Source organism: Caulobacter vibrioides, from assembly GCF_002858865.1.
In the GTDB taxonomy this organism is placed as follows: Bacteria; Pseudomonadota; Alphaproteobacteria; order Caulobacterales; family Caulobacteraceae; genus Caulobacter; species Caulobacter vibrioides.
Genome location: NZ_PJRR01000017.1, coordinates 1 through 18,383, shown reverse-complemented (window position 1 = coordinate 18,383; position 18,383 = coordinate 1). Strand labels below are relative to the sequence as shown.

Here is an 18,383-nt window from a genome sequence, read left to right as displayed (position 1 = left end):
CCTCCCGGGGTTCTTTTTGTGGCGAGGGCAGGGAAGGCGGGCCTGGCTCGCCTCGTTTTTGAGCGCTTCAGATTTCCTGGGGTCGCCCCTGGAAAAACCTCGCTCGTAAATCCCACTCCGCGACACGACATTGCCCGGCGATACGATTGTCGAGGAACGTCATGGCCGCCACGCAGACCAAGAGCAGCCGCTTCATCAGCGGGTTCGGGGCCCAGGTCCTGATCGCCATGGTCGCGGGCCTGGGGCTGGGATTGCTGGCGCGTCAGCTAGGTCCCGCCGAGGGGCAGGCCGGCTATGTCCTGGCCGAAACCCTGCGGCAGGTGGGGCAGATCTTCGTCCAGTTGCTGCGCGTGCTGGTGCCGCCGCTGGTGTTCACCGCGATCGTCGCCAGCATCGCCAACATCGCCCAGATGCAGAACGCCGCGCGCCTGGTATGGCGGACGCTGTTCTGGTTTGCGGTCACCGCCCTGATCTCGGTCGTCATCGGCATCGCGCTGGGCCTCGTCCTCCAGCCCGGCCTGCACGCCAGCCTCGACGCCGCCGCGGCCAAGGCGCCCAAGACGCATGGATCCTGGCTCGATTTCCTGACGGGCCTCGTGCCGGTGAACATCCTGGGCCTGGCCGCCTCGACCAAGATCTCGGACGCCGGCGCGGCCAGCACGTCGCTGTCGTTCAACGTCCTGCAGATCGTCGTCATTTCGCTGGTCACCGGCGTTGCGGCCCTCAAGGTCGGCGAGGCGGGCGAAGCGTTCCTGAAGTTCAACGCCTCGGCCCTGGCCATTGTCCGCAAGGTGCTGTGGTGGGTGATCCGCCTGACGCCGATCGGCACGGTGGGCCTGTTCGGCAACGCCGTCGCCCAATACGGCTGGACGACCCTGGGCCAGCTGGGCGCGTTCACCGTGGCGATCTATGCCGGCCTTGGTCTGGTTCTGCTGCTTGTCTATCCGGTCCTGCTGGCGCTGAACGGCCTGAACCCGATCCGCTTCTTCCAAGGGGCCTGGCCCGCTATCCAGCTGGGCTTTGTGTCGCGCTCGTCCATCGGCACGCTGCCGTTGACCGAGACGGTCACCGAGACGCGTCTGGGCGTGCCGCGGGCCTACGCCGCCTTCGCCGTACCGCTGGGCGCGACCACCAAGATGGATGGCTGCGCGGCCATCTATCCGGCCATCGCCGCAATCTTCGTCGCCCAGTTCTTCGGGGTGCATCTTGTCTGGTCGGACTATCTGCTGATCGTCTTCGTGTCGGTCATCGGCTCGGCGGCGACGGCGGGCCTGACCGGGGCGACGGTGATGCTGACCTTGACCCTGTCGACATTGGGTCTGCCGCTGGAAGGCGCGGGTCTCCTGCTGGCGATCGATCCGATTCTCGACATGGGACGCACGGCGGTGAACGTCGCGGGGCAAGCGCTGGTCCCGACCCTGGTCGCCAAGCGCGAGGGCATTCTTGACCTTGAGGCCTATAACCAGCCGGGTTCGCATGCCGACGCGGCGTTCCACGCGGCCGAATAGGCGAGCGCGGTTGCACGGTGGAGCTTTAGCGGCGAGTTTGCCCGCCTCGTGAAGCGTCGCCGGGGGATTCCATGGTTTTGAAGACGAAGACCGGCGGCCCCGTGGGGTCGAGCCGACGCGGATTCCTGTCTGGCGCGGCCGCGCTGGCGGGGCTGGCCGTTACGGCGCCTTCGGCCTTCGCGCGGGCTTCAGGGCGCGTCGAGGCCCTGCTGGCCCAGATGAGCCTCGAGGAGAAGGCCGGTCAGCTGTCGTGCTTCGCCGACATGATCCGCCCGCCGATCGGGGACATCAATCCGCTGGTCAACATCCGCAACGCCCAGACCCTGATCGCCGAGATCAAGGCGGGGCGGATTGGAACCCTGATCAACGGGGTCGGCGCCCAGGCCGCGCTCGACACCCAGAAGGCGGCGGTCGAGGGTTCGCGGCTGAAGATCCCGCTGCTGTTCGCGGCCGACGTCATCCACGGCTTCCGGACCGTCTACCCCATCTCGCTGGCCGAGGCGGCCAGTTTCGATCCGCATCTGGCCGAGCGGACGGCGCGGGCGGCGGCGGTTGAAGCCTCGGCGTCGGGCCTTCACTGGACGTTCGCGCCGATGGTCGACGTGGCGCGCGACCAGCGCTGGGGGCGCGTGGCCGAAGGCTCGGGCGAGGACGTCTATCTGGGCGAGGTCATGGCCGCCGCCCGCGTGCGCGGCTTCCAGGGGCGCGACCTGAGGGCCGAGGACAGCATGCTGGCGACGCCCAAGCACTTCGCCGGCTATGGCGCGGTGATGGCGGGCATGGAGTACAACTCGGTCGAGATGTCCGAGGCGACGCTGCGCGAGACGCACTTGCCGCCGTTCCAGGCGTCGTTCGCCGCCGGGGCGATGACCACGATGTCGGCCTTCAACGACATCAACGGCATTCCCGCCACCGCCAATCGACGCCTGCTGACCGACATCCTGCGCGGGGAGTGGGGCTTCAAGGGGGTCGTGATCTCGGACTACACCGCCGACCAGGAGCTGGTGGCGCACGGCTATGCGGCCGATGATCGGGACGCCGCCCGCCTGGCCATTCTGGCCGGCATCGACATCAGCATGCAGAGCGGCCTTTACAACCGCTACCTGCCCGAACTGGTCACCTCGGGCGCGGTGCCCGTCGAGGCGGTGGACCAGGCGGTGCGGCGCGTGCTGGCGCTGAAGGAGGCGATTGGTCTCTTCGACAATCCGTATCGGTCCCTCGACCCTGAGGTCGAGCGCAAGCATACCGCTACGCTGGCGATGCGGGCGCTGAGCCGCGAGTCCGGCGCGCGGTCCATCGTGCTGCTGAAGAACGACCAGGGTCTGCTGCCGCTGCCGAAGGCCGGCAAGCGGCTGGCGTTGATCGGTCCCTTCGCCGACGACCGCGACAATGTGCTGGGCGCGTGGGGCGGTTTCTTTGCGGACCGCAGGCTGAACGTCGACCTGGCCACCGGCTTGCGGGCCCAGATGGCCGATCCCGCCAACCTCATCGTGGAGCGTGGCTGCGAGGTCGAGACAACGATCGCTGGCGGCTTCGAGCGCGCCGTCGCGGCGGCGCAGGCGGCCGACATCGTCCTGCTGGCGGTCGGCGAAAGCGAGGACATGACCGGCGAGGCCAAGTCGCGCACCGACATCCGCATCCCTCCCGTCCAGCAGCGCCTGGCCGAGGCGATCGCGGCCACCGGCAAGCCGGTGGTGGTGCTGCTCCGCCATGGCCGGGCCATGGCGCTGGAAGGCGTGGTCAAGGACGCTCCCGCCATTCTGGCGACCTGGTTCCTGGGCAGCGAGATGGGCCACGCCGTGGCCGACGTGCTGTTCGGGACGGTGAACCCTTCCGGCCGGCTGCCGGTCAGTTTCCCGATCGAGAGCGGCCAGCAGCCGTTCTTCTACAACAGCCGCACGACCGGGCGGCCCGCGCCCGCCGATCCCAACGCCCAGGAGTACAAGGCCCGCTGGCGTTCGATCCGCAACGACGCGCTCTATCCGTTCGGTTTCGGGCTCGGCTACACGAGTTTTAGCCTCTCTGACCTCAAGCTGAGCACGGCTCGCCTGGCGTGGGACGATACGCTGCACGTCACCGCCAAGGTCCGGAACACCGGTCCGGTTCACGGTGATCATGTGGCGCAACTGTACATCCGCGACCGGGTCGCCAGCCGGACTCGTCCGGTCCGAGAACTGAAGGGCTTCCAGCGTGTCAGCCTGGCGCCCGGCGCCGAGCGCGAGGTCCATTTCGAGCTCAGGCGCGAGAACCTGATGTTCGTCGGCGACAACGACTATTGGACCGTCGAGCCAGGCGCTTTTGACGTCTGGGTCGCCAACTCCTGCGTCGACGGGCTGATGGGTAGTTTCGAGCTGCTGCCCTTCGATCGGGGCTGATCCCCGAATCAGGGTCTTGGCGAAACCGCGTCCAAACGGGCTCCAACCGACCTTCGAAGACCTTGTTCTCGTCGTGAAAGCGGGCTCAGCGGCAAGAAATGGAGCGGCTGCAAGGATTGGCGCAGCTCAATGGTTGGATGGCCTGAGGCCTTGATTTGAAAGGGTTTTTTCAACTTCGGAGCGCGTCCGGATGCGTTCCTCAGGTTGCGCGTGCGACCAATATCGATCTGCGGCCGTGTGTCTCGTTGAAAGGTGTTGGAAAGGAAATATGGTTACCGAGAATTAGCCTTAGTGTGGCTAGCTTGGGGCGCTTGCGTATTGGGCGTCTTTAAATTGCTCGGGCGCACGTGGGGGCGTCCACCAGCAAGGATGGACGAATGGCGATCTCCAATCTTTCCGCCGCGCAGATCTCGACCCTTTCGGTCACCGCGATCCAAGGTCTGACGACGACCGACATTCAGGCGCTGAACGGAACCCAGATCGCCGCCATCAGCGCGACGGGCATCGGCGCGCTCGCCACCACCCAGGTCGCCGCGCTTTCCACCACCCAGGTCAAGGCGCTCACCGCCACCCAGATCCCGAAGTTCGCGACTTCGGTGGTCTTCGACGTCACCCAGCTGACGCAGCTTTCCACCCAGCAGGTTTCGGCGCTGACCTCCACCCAGCTGGCGGCGCTCGACACCTCCCACATCGCCGTCCTCAGCGCGACGCAGCTTGGCGCGCTTTCGGCGACCAATTTCTCGGGTTTCGACACCACCCAGGTCGGCCAACTGAACGAGACCCAGGTCAAGGGGCTGACGGCCAGCCAGATCAGGGGGCTGACCACCACCGACATCGGCGAACTGGCCGGTACGCAAGTCGCCGCGCTTGCCGCTGATCGCGTCGCCGCCCTCAGCGTCACCAACCTGTCGGCGCTGGACGCGACGCAGGTGGGAGCGCTCAGCACCACCCAGGTGGCGGCGCTGTCGACGACCCAACTGAAGGGGCTCAGCACCACCGATATCGGCGAGTTGGCGACGACCCAGGTCGCGGCCCTCTCCGCCGCCCAGGTCGGGGCCCTGACGGCCACCAACTTCTCCGCCCTCAGCGCCACCCAGGTGGGCGCGCTGTCCGTGACCCAGGTCAGGGGTGTCACGGTCGACCAGATCAAGGCGCTGACGACCACCGACATCGGCGAGCTGGCTGACACGCAGGTCGGGGCTCTGAACACGTCGCAGATCGGCGCGCTGGTGACCACCCAGGCCCAGCAGCTGTCGACCACCCAACTGGCGGTACTGGCCTCGACCCAAGTCGCCGCGTTGGGCGCTACCAATTTCTCGGCGCTGAACGCCACGCAGGTGGGATCCTTGAGCGAGACGCAGCTCAAGGGTCTGACGACGTCTCAACTGGCCGCGCTGACCACCACCGACATCGGTGAGCTCGCGGACACCCAGATCGCGGCGCTGTCGGCGACCCAGATCGGCTCGATCACGGCCACGGCGATCTCGGCGCTGAACGCAACCCAAGTGGCGGCGCTGTCGACGACGCAGGTCAAGGGGCTGACGACGACCCAGCTCAAGGGGCTGTCGACGACCGATATCGGCGAGCTGGCCGACACCCAGATCGGCGCGCTGGCGACCAGCCAGCTGGCCGGGGTGACGGCGACCAACGTCTCGGCGCTTAGCGCGACTCAAGCTGCGGCGCTGTCGGTCACGCAGGTCAAGGGCCTGACGGCTGACCAGCTCAAGGGGCTTTCGACCACCGACATCGGCGAGCTGGCCGACACCCAGGTGGCGGCGCTGTCCGCCGATCAGATCAAGAATCTTTCGGCGACCAATGTCTCGGCGCTGAGCCAGACCCAGGTTTCGGCCCTGACCAACACGCAGGTCGCCGGTCTCACCACGACCCAGCTCAAGGGGTTGTCGGTCACGGATGTCGAGGAACTGTCGGCCACGCAGGTTGGGGCCCTCACGACGGCCCAGATCGGCTCGCTGGCCTCGACCCAGGTGCAGGAGCTGTCGACCACCCAGATCGGCGGGCTGTCCTCGACTCAGGTCGGGGCGCTGACCGCCACGAATCTGAGCCTGCTCGACGCCACCCAGTTGGGCGCCCTGACGACCACTCAGCTGAAGGGGCTGACCAACGCCCAGATGGCCGGGCTGACGACGACCAATGTCAGCAATCTGGCGGACACCCAGGTCGGCGCCCTGTCGTCCACCCAGCTGGGCGCCCTGACCGCGACGGGCTTCTCGACCCTCAACGGCACCCAGGTCGCCGCCTTGTCGGAAACCCAGGTGAAGGGTCTGACCGCAACCCAGCTGAAGGGGTTGACCACCACCGATATCGGTGAACTGGCGACCACCCAACTGGCGGCGCTGTCGACGGCGCAACTGGGCGCGCTGACGGCCACCAACGTGTCGGCGCTGAACGCGACCCAGACGGCCGCGCTGACCACCACGCAGGTCAAGGGCCTGACGGCGGACCAGCTCAAGGGCCTGTCGACCACGGACATCGGTGAACTGGCGGACACTCAGATCGCCGCCCTGACCGCTGACCAGATCAAGAATCTCTCGGCCACCAATGTCTCAGCTCTGAGCCAGACCCAGGTCGCGGCGCTGAACGCCACCCAGATCAAGGGTCTGACGGCGACCCAGCTGCAAGGCCTGACGACCACCGACGTTAGCGAACTGGCCGACACCCAGATCGCCGCTCTGGCCACGTCGCAGATCACCGCGCTGAGCCTGACCAATGTGAAGAGCCTGTCGACCACGCAGGTCGGCGCTCTGAGCGCGTCTCAAGTGGGAGCCCTGTCGGCGACGAACTTCTCGGCGTTCGACGCGACCCAGGTCGGGGCGCTCAATGAAACCCAGATCAAGGGCCTGACCACGGCTCAGCTCGGCGGGTTGACGACGACGGACATCGGCGAACTGGCGACCACCCAATTGGCGGCGCTGGCTTCGACCCAGATCGGCGCGCTGACGCCCACCGCCTTCTCGGCGCTGGACGCCACCCAGACCGCCGCCCTGACGACGAACCAGATCAAGGGCCTGACCGCGACCCAGCTGAAGGGGCTGTCGACCACCGACATCGGCGAGCTCGGCGACACCCAGGTGGGCGCCCTGAGCGCCACCCAGCTCGGCGCGCTGACGGCGACCGGTTTCTCGGCCTTGAACGGAACCCAGGTCGCGGCGCTGACCACGACCCAGGTCAAGGGCCTTACTGCGGATCAGGTGAAGGGGCTGACGACCACCGACATCGGCGAGTTGGCTGACACCCAGGTCGCGGCTCTGTCCGCCGACCAGATCAAGAACCTGTCGGCGACCAATGTTTCGGCGCTGAGCCAGACCCAGATCGCCGCGCTGAGCAACACCCAGGTCCAGGCGCTGTCGACGACGCAGCTGAAGGGCCTGACGACGACCGACATCGACGAGTTGTCGTCCACCCAGGTGGGCGCGCTGTCGGCGGCCCAGATCACGGCCCTGGCCTCGACCCAGGTGCAGGAGCTGTCCACCACCCAGATCGGTGGTCTCTCCTCGACCCAGATCGGCGCTCTCACGCCGACGAACTTCAGCCTGATGGACGCCACGCAGTTCGGGGCGCTGACCTCGACGCAGCTCAAGGGCGTCACGAACGGCCAGCTGGCTGCGCTGACGACGACCAACGTTGGTAACCTTGCAGACACCCAGGTCGCTGCGCTTTCGGCGAGCCAACTGGGCGCTCTGAACGCGACCAACTTCTCGACCCTGAACGCCACCCAGGTCGGCGCGCTCACCGAGACACAGATCAAGGGCGTGACGGCCACGCAGCTGAAGGGCCTGACGACCACGGACGTCGCCGAACTGTCGACGACCCAGGTCGCCGCGCTTTCGGCGGTGCAGATCGGCGCCCTCTCGGCGACGAACGTATCGTCGCTGAACGGAACTCAGGTCGCGGCGCTCACGACCACCCAGGTCAAGGGCCTTACGGCTGACCAGCTGAAGGGTCTGTCGACCACCGACGTCTCCGAGCTGGCCAACACCCAGATCGGCGCGCTGACGGCCGATCAGATCAAGAACCTTTCGCCCACCAACCTGTCGGCTCTGGACGCCACCCAGACCGCCGCCCTGACCGTCACCCAGCTCAAGGGCCTGACGAACACCCAGTTGGCCGGGCTGAGCACCACCGACATCAGCGACCTGGCCGATACGCAGATCGCAGCGCTGTCGTCGGCGCAGATCACCGCGCTGAATGTCCAGGACCTGACGACCACTCAGATCTCGGGTCTGAGCTCCACGGTCATCGGGGCCATCGGGCCGACCAAGTTCTCGGCCTGGAACGCCACCCAGGTTGCCGCCCTGAACGCGACCCAGCTGAAGGGTCTGACCACCAGCCAGCTGACGAGCCTGACGACGACCGACATCGGCGAACTGGCGGACACCCAGGTGGCCGCCTTGACCGCGACCCAGCTGGGCGCGCTGTCGCCCACGGGCTTCTCGGCGCTGGACGCCACCCAGGTTGCCGCGCTGTCGAGCACTCAGATCAAGGGGCTCACCGCCACCCAACTGAAGGGGCTGACCACCACCGATATCAGCCAGTTGGCCGACACCCAGGTGGCCGCCCTGGCGGCGACCCAGATCGGCGCTCTGACCGCGACCGGACTCTCGGCGCTGGACGCGACGCAGACGGCGGCGTTGAGCGCGACCCAGATCAAGGGGCTGAGCGCCGATCAGTTGAAGGGTCTGACGACCACCGACATCGGTGAATTCTCGACGACCCAGATCCAGGCCCTGACGGCCGACCAGCTCAAGAACCTGTCGGCGACCAACATCTCGGCCCTGGCGAACACCCAGATCGCGGTGCTGAGCAACACTCAGATCCAGGCGCTTTCGACGACCCAGCTGAAGGGCCTGTCGGTCACCGATATCGACGAGCTGTCGGCGACCCAGATCGGCGCGCTCTCGGCGGCGCAGATCGGGGCCCTGGCCACCACCCAGGTCCAGGAACTGTCGACCACCCAGATCGGCGGCTTGGCGGCCACCCAGGTGGCGGCGATCTCCACAACCAATCTGACGCAGCTCAACGCCACGCAGATCGGGGCGCTCAGCACCACGCAGGTCAAGGGCCTCACAGCGGATCAGCTGAAGAACCTGACGACGACCAATATCGGCGATCTCGCCGACACCCAGGTCGGTGCGCTTTCGGCGACCCAGTTGGGCGCGTTGACCGCGACGGGCTTCTCCACCCTCAACGCCACCCAGGTCGGCGCGCTCAGCGAGACGCAGGTCAAGGGTCTGACGGCCACCCAACTGAAGGGGCTGACCACCACCGACATCGGTGAACTGGCGACGACGCAAGTCGGCGCGCTCACCGCAGTGCAGATCGGGGCCCTGACCACGACCGGCTTCTCGGCGCTGAACGCGACCCAGGTCGGAGCGCTCACCACCACCCAGGTCAAGGGCCTGACGGCGGATCAGCTGAAGAACCTGACCACCACCGACATCGGCGAACTGGCCGACACCCAGGTGGCCGCCCTGACGGCCGACCAGATCAAGAACCTGTCGACCACCAACATCTCCGCGCTGTCGGCGACCCAGTCGGCGGCCCTGACCTCGACCCAGATCAGGGGGCTGACCAACACCCAGATCCAGGGGCTGAGCACCACGGATGTGGGCGACCTTGCGGACACCCAGATCGCGGCGCTGCAGACCTCGCAGCTCGCGGCCCTGGCCACGACCCAGGCCCAGACCCTGTCGACCACCCAGCTCGGCGCGTTGAACGCTACGCAGGTCGGTGCGCTGACGACCCAGGCCTTCTCGGCTCTGGACGCGACCCAGGTCGGCGCTCTGACGACGACCCAGGTCAAGGGGCTGACCAATAGCCAGCTGTCGGCCCTGACGACCACGGACGTCGGCCAGCTCGCGGACACCCAGGTGGGCGCCCTGAGCGCGACCCAGCTCGGCGCTCTGACGGCCACGGCCTTCTCGGCCCTGGACGCCACCCAGACGGCGGCGCTGACGACGACCCAGGTCAAGGGGCTGACCGCGACGCAGCTGAAGGGCCTGACGACCACCGACATCGGCGACCTCGCCGACACGCAGGTCGGCGCGTTGAGCGCGACCCAGCTGGGCGCGCTGACGGCCACCGGCTTCTCGTCGCTCAACGCCACCCAAGTGGCGGTGCTTTCGGCCACGCAGATCAAAGGTCTGACCGCAGATCAGCTGAAGGGCCTGAGCACCACTGACATCGGCGAGCTCTCGACCACACAGATCACGGCCCTGACCGCCGATCAGCTGAAGAACCTCTCTGCGACCAACATCTCCGCCATGGCGGACACCCAGGTCGCGGCGCTGAGCAACACCCAGATCCAGGCGTTGTCGACGACGCAACTGAAGGGTCTGTCGGTGACTGACATCGACGAGCTGTCGGCGACCCAAGTCGGCGCTCTGTCGGCGGCCCAGGTCGCGGCGCTGGCCTCGACCCAGATCCAGGAGCTGTCGACCACCCAGATCGGCGGCCTCTCGGCCACCCAGATCGGCGCGGTCTCGGCGACGAACGTCAGCCTGCTGAACGCCACGCAGGTGGGGGCGCTCACCACGACCCAGGTCAAGGGCCTGACGGTCGCGCAACTTGCCGGTCTGAGCACCACCAATATCGGCGACCTCGCCGATACGCAGGTGGGGGCGCTGAGCTCGACCCAGTTGGGCGCACTGACAGCGACCGGCTTCTCGACCCTCAACGGCACCCAGGTCGCTGCGCTGAACAGCACCCAGCTCAAGGGTCTGACGACCACCCAACTGAAGGGGCTGACCACCACCGACATCAGCGAGCTGGCTGACACCCAGGTGGCCGCCCTGACGGCGGCTCAGATCGCAGCGCTGTCGGCGACCAACGTGTCTGCGCTCAACGCCACCCAGGTCACCGCCTTGACCACGACGCAGGTCAAGGGCCTGACCGTGGATCAGCTGAAGGGTCTGACGACTACCGACATCGGCGAACTGGCCAACACTCAGATCGGGGCCTTGGCGACCAGCCAGCTGGTCGCACTGTCCACGACCAACCTCTCGGCTCTTAATGCCACCCAGATGGCGGCCCTGACCGTGACGCAGGTCAAGGGTCTGAGCGTTGACCAGGTGAAGGGGCTTTCGACCACGGACATCGGCGAACTGGCCGATACCCAGGTCGGCGCTCTGACCAATTCGCAGATCGGGGCCTTGGCGACGACCCAGGCGCAACAGTTGACCACCACCCAGCTGTCCGCCCTGACCGGCGCCCAGTTGGGCGCTCTGACGGTCACGGCCTTCTCGACGCTGGACGCCACCCAGGTGGGCGCGCTGACGAGCACCCAGGTCAAGGGCCTGGGCACAACCCAGCTGGCGGCTCTGAGCACGACGGATATCGGCCAGTTCGCCGACACCCAGATCGCGGCGCTCACCACGCAGCAGCTCGGCGCCCTGTCGGCGACCAACCTGTCGGCGCTGGACGCCACCCAGACCGCCGCGCTGTCGACGACCCAGCTCAGGGGTCTGTCCACCACGCAGCTCAAGGGCCTGAGCTCGACGGACGTCTCGGACCTCAGCGCCACCCAGATCGGCGCTCTGGCCTCTACACAGCTTGGCGCTCTGACCACGACGGTTATCAACAGCCTGACCACGACCCAGATCGGACAGCTGCAGACCACCCAGATCTCCGGCTTGACGACGACCCAGCTGGACTTCCTCTCGACGACCAATATCGAGGCGATGACCAGCACCCAGGCCAACGCTCTGACCGCCACGCAGGTGCAAAGCCTGAGCGACGCCCAGGTCAGCTCGTACCTGACCGTCACCTGATCTTGAGCCCGGCCGCCGATGTCTCCGGACGTCGGCGGCCGATCGCCTCTCGGCCGATGGTCGAGTTTCCGCCCCCATGCCATGATCGCGTTCGGTCGACTCGCGCGCCGCGTTCGCTTGCGCCTGTCCGCCGCCCCTCGGTTTCAGGAAGACAATGGCTGACCTCGACACCCTGGAAATGCTCAGCAAGCTGACCGCAGACGGCTGTTCGCTGGGCGATGTGATCACCCTGGCCAGCAACCTGGCGACCGGCGGCCAACCGGCGCTTGCGGACCAGGCCTACAAGATCTGGATCAAGTTCAACCCAGACCATCCGCAGCTCTGCGTGGCCCTGTTCAACCGCTCGGTTCTCCAGGCCGCACTCGGCGACAGTGTCGCCGCCGCCGCCTCGCTGGAGCAGGCTATTCAGATCAATCCCGAGTTCATGCCCGCCTATGTCAATCTGGGCGGGCTCCAGGAACGCGCTGGCCTGCAAGAGCTGGCGATCGCGACCTGGGAGGCCGGAGCCAATCGGCCGATCGTCTTGAACGGCATGGGAGTCAGCTACGCTTTCACCTGCCTCAAGCAGATCGCGCGCTTGCTGGGCGAGATGCACCAGCCCGCCCGGGCGGAACTGGCCTTGCAGCGGGCGGCGGATATCGATCCGAAGGCCATGGACGTCATCGGCCAGCTGGTCGCCACGCGCCTGTCGCAATGCAAATGGCCCGCCGTGCAGCCGACCGAGCGCCTGAGCCGCGAAACGCTGCTGAATGGGGTCAATCCGCTGTCGATCGCGGCCTATTCCGACGATCCGCTTCTGCAGCTGGGCGCGGCCAATCAGTTCATCGAGCGCGAAGCCAAGACCACGCCAGAGCAAGTCCGTGCCGATCGCCGCGATGCGCCGATCGACTTGGCGGGGCGCCGCCCCCGGATCGGCTATATCTCGTCCGACCTGCGCGACCACGCGGTCGGCTACCTGATGGCCGAGCTCTTCGAGGTGCACGACAAGGCCAAGGTCGAGGTGTTCGCCTACTATTGCGGCCCGGAGTCCAGCGATGGCCTGAACACGCGCATCCGGGCGGCGGCCGAGCACTTCATCGATATTCGCCCCATGAGCGACGACGAGGCCGCCCAGCGCATCGCCGACGACGGCATCGACATCCTGGTAGACGTCAACGGCCACACCCGTGACGCTCGCACCGCCGTCTTCGCCCGCCGCCCCGCGCCGATCCTGGTCAACTGGCTGGGCTATCCCGGCACGATGGGCAGCGACTACCACCACTACATTGTCGGCGATCCGTGGATCATCCCGCCGGAGATGGAGCTCTACTACTCGGAGGCCGTTCGCCGGATTCCCTGCTACCAGCCGAATGACCGGCGACGCATCGTGGCCAGCGACGTCCCGACGCGGACCGAGGCGGGCCTACCCGAAGACGGCTTCGTCTTCTGCTGCTTCAACGGCACGCAGAAGATCACCCCGCACGTCTTCGACCGCTGGATGGAGATTCTCAAGCGCACATCTGGCAGCGTGCTGTGGCTGCTGGACAGCAACCCGGAGACCAACGCTCGCCTGCGCGACGCCGCCGAGGCGCGGGGCGTTGACCGCATGCGTCTGGTCTTCGCGCCCAAGATGCCCAACGCCTTCCATCTGGCGCGCTATCGCCTGGCGGACCTGTTCCTGGACACCACGCCCTACGGCGCCCACACGACGGCTTCCGACGCGCTCTGGATGGCCGTGCCGGTCCTGACCTGGTCGGGCCGCTCGTTCGCCTCGCGGGTCTGCGGCAGCTTGGTGCGCAGCGCCGGCCTTCCCGAACTGGTCGTGGATAGCGCCGCAGCCTATGTCGAAAAGGCCGTCGAGATCGGTTCGGATCGTGCGCGCGCCCAGGCCTTGCGCGCCACGCTGGAGGCCAATCGCGACACCTGCGTGCTGTTTGACATGGACCTGTTGGCCGACAAGCTTGAGACGCTCTACGGCGAGATGATCGCTGAGTATCAGGCGGGCCTGCGTCCGCAGCCGAACCTCGCCAATCTGGCGGCCTATCTCGCGGTGGGTCTCGCCTTGGATCGGGACGAGCGCGAGGCGCAAGCCGAGCCGGATCTGCACGAGGTCTATCGCCGCGAGCTGGCGCGGAGGCACGCCGTCAAGGCCATCGCGCCCGATGGCCGCCTGTGGGAGGGGCAGGGCCGGTGAACCGCGAGCAACTGCAGGCCCTGAAGCTGGACGGCTACGCGCCGCGCACCATGCTGGACATCGGCGCGCACGTGGGCAGCTTCACACGGGGCTTCCTGCAGGTGTTTCCCGACTGCGCGCCGACCCTGGTCGAGCCGAACCCGTTCTGCGAGCCTGACCTCGCGGCCATGCCGTTCGAGCGCCACATGGTCGCGGCCTCGCACGAGAACGGCGAGGCCGAGCTGTTCCTGACCAAGGAATGGCTGCAGTCGACGGGCACATCGCTGTATCGCGAGAATACCGACTTCTTCCGCGACGACGTGATGATCCGCCGCGTGGTGCCCAAGGCGCGGCTGGACGACCTGCTGGCCGGGCGGCGCTTTGACTTCGTCAAGATCGACACCCAGGGCGCGGAGCTGGACGTGCTGCGCGGCGGGGAGACCGTCCTACGCCAGGCCGACTACATCCTGCTCGAGATCTCGGTGGTGAACTTCAACGAGGGGGCCCCGCCCGCCGAGCAGGTGTTCGAGCAACTGCGGGCGATGGGTTTCGTGCCGGCCGACGTCACCGATTTCCACCGTCTGCGGGGTGTGCGCGACGGCGGTCTTCTGCAACTGGACTTCCTGTTCAAGCGCCGGGCGGCGCGGCCCTCGCAGTTTGGCCAGCTCACGGGGCTGAACGCTCTGGGCGAGCTGGTCGCCCATCTGCGGGCCCGCAAGGCGCAGGATCCGGCCTTCCGCGTGCTGCTGATCGGCGGCGGACCGCCCGGATGGCCTGAGGATCTGCGCGACGCCACTCTCGGCGGACCAGCGGGGGAGCACGCCGGCGACCTCTCTGATCCGGACACGTACCGAGCCTTGCTGGCTCAGGTGGCGCGAGAAGGGCGGTTCGACTACGCCGTTGCGCCGCACGTTCTTCAGACCCTGGCCCGTCCGTCGGTGCTGCTGGAGCGCCTGCCGCTGCTCGCCGAAGCCGGCTGGATCACGACGCCGTCCCGCTATCTCGAAGTCCTGAAGATCGAGGGCGCGCATCGCGGCTTCGCCCACCACCGATGGGGCGTGGACAACGACCAGGGCGTGCTGCTCCTGGCGCCCAAGACCCCGCTGGTCGAGCGCATGGCCTTTCCGGGCGAAGCCCAGTGGCGGCAGGCGACCGACCGCTTCGAGCTGCAGGTCGGCTGGCGCGGCGGGCTGCGCTACGAGATCCTGACGGGGGAGGGCGTTCTTCCCGGACAGGCGGCGGCGACGGCGCTGCTGGGGCGCTTCTTCGAGGGCGTCCCGCCCGATGACGCGGCCCCGCTCCCGGTTACGGAAGCGCCGCTCGATGTCGCCGCCGAGCTGGCCAAGACGATGGCCGCCGCGCGCGATACGACCTCCGGCTTGCACCCTCTGGGGCGCATGAAATACTACCATGACGCCGTCAGCCTGATCCTGTGCGAGCCGCTGAGCGCCGAGCGTCTGGCCTTGTTCGAAGCGCTGCTCGATGAGGCGGCGGCGCTGCAGGTCGAGCCTCCCGCGCCCGAATGGCGCGACTGGGTGATCCACTATCAGGTGGTGATGGAGGCGTTGACGGGCGCCGAGCTGGACGCGCCCACGCCGGCGGCGGTCGACGATGGCCCTCAAGTCTTCTTGACCGGCGATGGCCGCACGCTCGACGCTGAAGGGCTGAAGGCGCACGCCGACGCCGTGGGCGCCCAAGTCGTGTTCTTCGCCGCCGCCGACGCGCGTTATGTCGAACTCTACGGGCGCTGGCTGGCCTTGTCGGTCATCAAGCACAGCGACGTGCCGTTCCTCGTCGTGATCCACGTCATCGGCGGGGCCGAGCGCCTCGCGGACGCTGCTGCGACCGTCGGCGTGAACGATCCGCGCCTCGTCTTCACAGGAGACGCCTTCGACGCTTCGGCCGTCACCACCCTGTGTTACGAAGCCCCGCCCAAGGGGCTGATCGAGATTCCGGTCGCGCACTATCAGTCGGTGCGCTTCCAGCGCCTGGGCGGGCTGCTGGACCTGCTACAGAGGCCGGTGTTCGTCTCCGACATCGACCTGCTTTTGCAGCGGGGTGTCGAGGACCTTCTGGACCAATGGCGCGACGCCGATTTCGTGCTCAACGAGAACGAGCGCAACACCCAGGCGGGCTCGCGGATCACCGCCAACCTGCTCCTGGCGCGACCCACGGCGACGACCGCGATCATGCTGCGCTGGCTGCGCGCCTATCTGGACGCGCGGCTGTCGCGCGAGACGGTCACGCGCTGGATCGATCAGGTCGCCTTGAACCTGGCGCGCCATCATCTGGCGTTGCAGGTCCAGGACGCGAAGATCGGCGCCTTCGACACGCTCAGCGACATCAACAACGTGATGTTCAGCCAGTACGTGCCCGGCCATCCGTTCCGCTTCCTGTCGCTGTACCACGGCTTCGATACGTCGACCCTGGAGGAGTAGGGCGCTCAGAAGGCGACGCGGGCCTGCATCAGGGTGGCGTCGCCGGATCTGGCCCACAGTTCCGCGCCGTCTTCGGTCAGACGGCCCTCGGCCGTGACCGTCTCCCCGGCGAAGGCGGGTTTGAGCGCGCGGAACGAGAAGCGGCTGATCGCCCGAGGGGGCATGGCGTCCAGCAGCAGCAGGGCGATCAGCGGGCCATGCACGACGAGGCCTGGATACCCCTCGACCTGCGTCGCATAGCCAAGGTCGTAGTGGATGCGGTGGCTGTTCGAGGTCGCGGCCGAGAAGGCGAACAGCAGAACGGGGTCGGTGGCCGTGTCTTGGCTCCACGCGGCGGGCGGGGGAGGCCCGCTGTCGGCCACACGCGGCGCCGGCGATGCGCTCGTGTAGACGATGGTCTGGCGCTCGCGAACGCGGACTTCCTTAGCCTGTGAGACCACGCGATCGACGGTGACAAAGGTGAGGGGACCGCTGGCGCCTGGCTTCTCCTCGATATTGGCGATGGTCTCGACGAGATCCGTCTCCTGGCCCGGCGCCAGCGTGCCGGAAAAGGTCATGTCGGCCGAGGCGAACATCCGGCGTGTCGCCGCGATGGGTGGCAGGAACAGGCCTCGACGCGGGTGACCATCGGGGCCGATGTCAGCGCGGGCCACCGGCTCGGCCAGGCACGCCCAGTGCCAGGCCGGCGGGACCTCGGCGGGCGCCTCCCGGTTCAGCAGCGCGGCCAGCCGGGCGACGTCGGAGGCCTCCAGCACGGCGGTCCTCTTGCGCGTCCGCCCGATCCAGTCCGCGTGCGGCGACATCAGTAGGAGCGGGGCAGTCCGAGCACGTGCTCGGCGACATAGGCCAGGATCAGGTTCGTCGAGATCGGGGCCACCTGATAGAGGCGCGTCTCGCGGAACTTGCGCTCGATGTCGTACTCCTCGGCGAAGCCGAAGCCGCCGTGGGTTTGCAGGCACATGTCAGCCGCCGCCCACGAAGCCTCGGAGGCCAGCATCTTGCCGATATTGGCCTGCTCGCCGCAGGGCTGGCCCGCGTCATAGCGCGCCGCGGCGTCATAGATGGTCAGGCGCGCGGCGTGGGTCTGGGCGTAGGCGCGGGCGATCGGGAACTGCACGCCTTGGTTCTGGCCGATGGGACGACCGAAGACGACGCGGCTGTTGGCGTAGTCTCGCGCCTTGCCGATTAGCCAGGCGGCGTCGCCCAGGCATTCGGCCCCGATCAGGATGCGCTCGGCGTTCATGCCGTCGAGGATGTAGCGGAAGCCCTTGCCCTCTTCGCCGATCAGGCTGTCGGCCGGAATGACGAGGTTGTCGAAGAACACCTCGGTCGTGGCGTGGTTCAGCATGGTGGCGATCGGCTTGATCGTCAGGCCCTGGCCGAGCGCGGCGCGCATGTCGACCAGGAACACCGACAGGCCGTCGGCCTTGCGCGTCACCTGGTCCTTGGGCGTGGTGCGGGCCAAGAGCACCATCAGGTCGGAGTGCTCTGCCCGGCTCGTCCAGACCTTCTGGCCGTTGATCACATAGGTGTCGCCCTCGCGGCGGGCGAAGGTCGAGATCGAGGTCGTGTCGGTGCCGGCCGTGGGTTCGGTGACGCCGAAGGCTTGAAGGCGGATCGAACCATCGGCGATGCGCGGCAGCCAGGTTTCCTTCTGCGCCGTCGATCCATGCCGTAGCACCGTGCCCATCGTATACATCTGGGCGTGCAGGGCTGCGGCGTTGCCGCCGCTGGCGTGGACCTCTTCCAGGATCGCCGCCGCCGCCGTCAGGCCAAGGCCGCCGCCGCCGTATTCCTCGGGGATCAGAACGCCCAGCAGGCCGGCCTTGGTCATGGCGGCCACGAAGTCGGTCGGATAGGCCTTTTCACGATCCAGGCCGCGCCAATAGGGCGGGGGGAAGTCGCGGCACAGCGACCGCACCGTGTGGCGCAGGGCCTCGATCAGTTCGGGATCGGCGAGCGACACTAGACGCGCTCGAAGGCGAGGGCCGCGCCCTGGCCGACGCCGATGCAGAGGGTGGCGAGGCCGCGCTGGCCGCCGATGGCTTCTAGCTGGCGCAAGGCGGTGAGGACCAGGCGCGCGCCGGACGCGCCGAGCGGATGGCCCAGCGCGATGGCGCCGC

General features: G+C 67.6%; 7 protein-coding genes and 1 pseudogene. 5 read left to right on the top strand and 3 right to left on the bottom strand.

Features of this window, described 5'->3' with window-relative positions; all coding sequences use genetic code 11:
* The first annotated feature begins 161 nt into the window (after positions 1-161).
* The 5 genes from CVUC_RS13475 to CVUC_RS13455 all read left to right on the top strand — a co-directional run bounded on the left by CVUC_RS13475 (position 162) and on the right by CVUC_RS13455 (position 16,260).
* Entirely contained in the window at positions 162-1,508 is a 1,347-nt protein-coding gene (locus tag CVUC_RS13475) for a dicarboxylate/amino acid:cation symporter (RefSeq protein WP_096032832.1), read from the top strand.
* A 71-nt stretch (positions 1,509-1,579) separates the two neighbouring features.
* A complete protein-coding gene (locus CVUC_RS13470) occupies positions 1,580-3,883 on the top strand; it encodes a glycoside hydrolase family 3 N-terminal domain-containing protein (protein WP_096032833.1) in 2,304 nt (767 codons plus the stop codon).
* A 347-nt stretch (positions 3,884-4,230) separates the two neighbouring features.
* A complete protein-coding gene (locus tag CVUC_RS13465) occupies positions 4,231-11,670 on the top strand; it encodes an ice nucleation protein (RefSeq protein ID WP_096032834.1) in 7,440 nt (2,479 codons plus the stop codon).
* A gap of 154 nt (positions 11,671-11,824) precedes the next feature.
* Positions 11,825-13,843: an N-acetylglucosamine transferase gene (locus CVUC_RS13460; RefSeq protein WP_096032835.1), complete on the top strand. Its 2,019-nt coding sequence runs from the start codon at positions 11,825-11,827 to the stop codon at positions 13,841-13,843.
* Complete coding sequence (locus tag CVUC_RS13455) at positions 13,822-16,260, top strand: FkbM family methyltransferase (RefSeq protein WP_096032836.1); 2,439 nt, start codon at positions 13,822-13,824, stop codon at positions 16,258-16,260. Before CVUC_RS13460 ends, CVUC_RS13455 begins: the two co-directional genes overlap by 22 nt.
* A gap of 5 nt (positions 16,261-16,265) precedes the next feature.
* Here the strand turns inward: CVUC_RS13455 and CVUC_RS13450 are convergent, their stop codons facing one another.
* The 3 genes and pseudogenes from CVUC_RS13450 to CVUC_RS13440 form a co-directional block, all read right to left on the bottom strand.
* Positions 16,266-17,063, bottom strand: a complete 798-nt coding sequence (locus CVUC_RS13450) for an FAS1-like dehydratase domain-containing protein (protein ID WP_096032837.1) — start codon at positions 17,061-17,063, stop codon at positions 16,266-16,268.
* Positions 17,063-18,226, bottom strand: a complete 1,164-nt coding sequence (locus CVUC_RS13445) for an acyl-CoA dehydrogenase family protein (RefSeq protein ID WP_010918994.1) — start codon at positions 18,224-18,226, stop codon at positions 17,063-17,065. Before CVUC_RS13445 ends, CVUC_RS13450 begins: the two co-directional genes overlap by 1 nt.
* Positions 18,226-18,383, bottom strand: a pseudogene (locus CVUC_RS13440) (3-oxoadipyl-CoA thiolase); the annotation flags it as partial. The gene CVUC_RS13445 and the pseudogene CVUC_RS13440, both read right to left, overlap by 1 nt.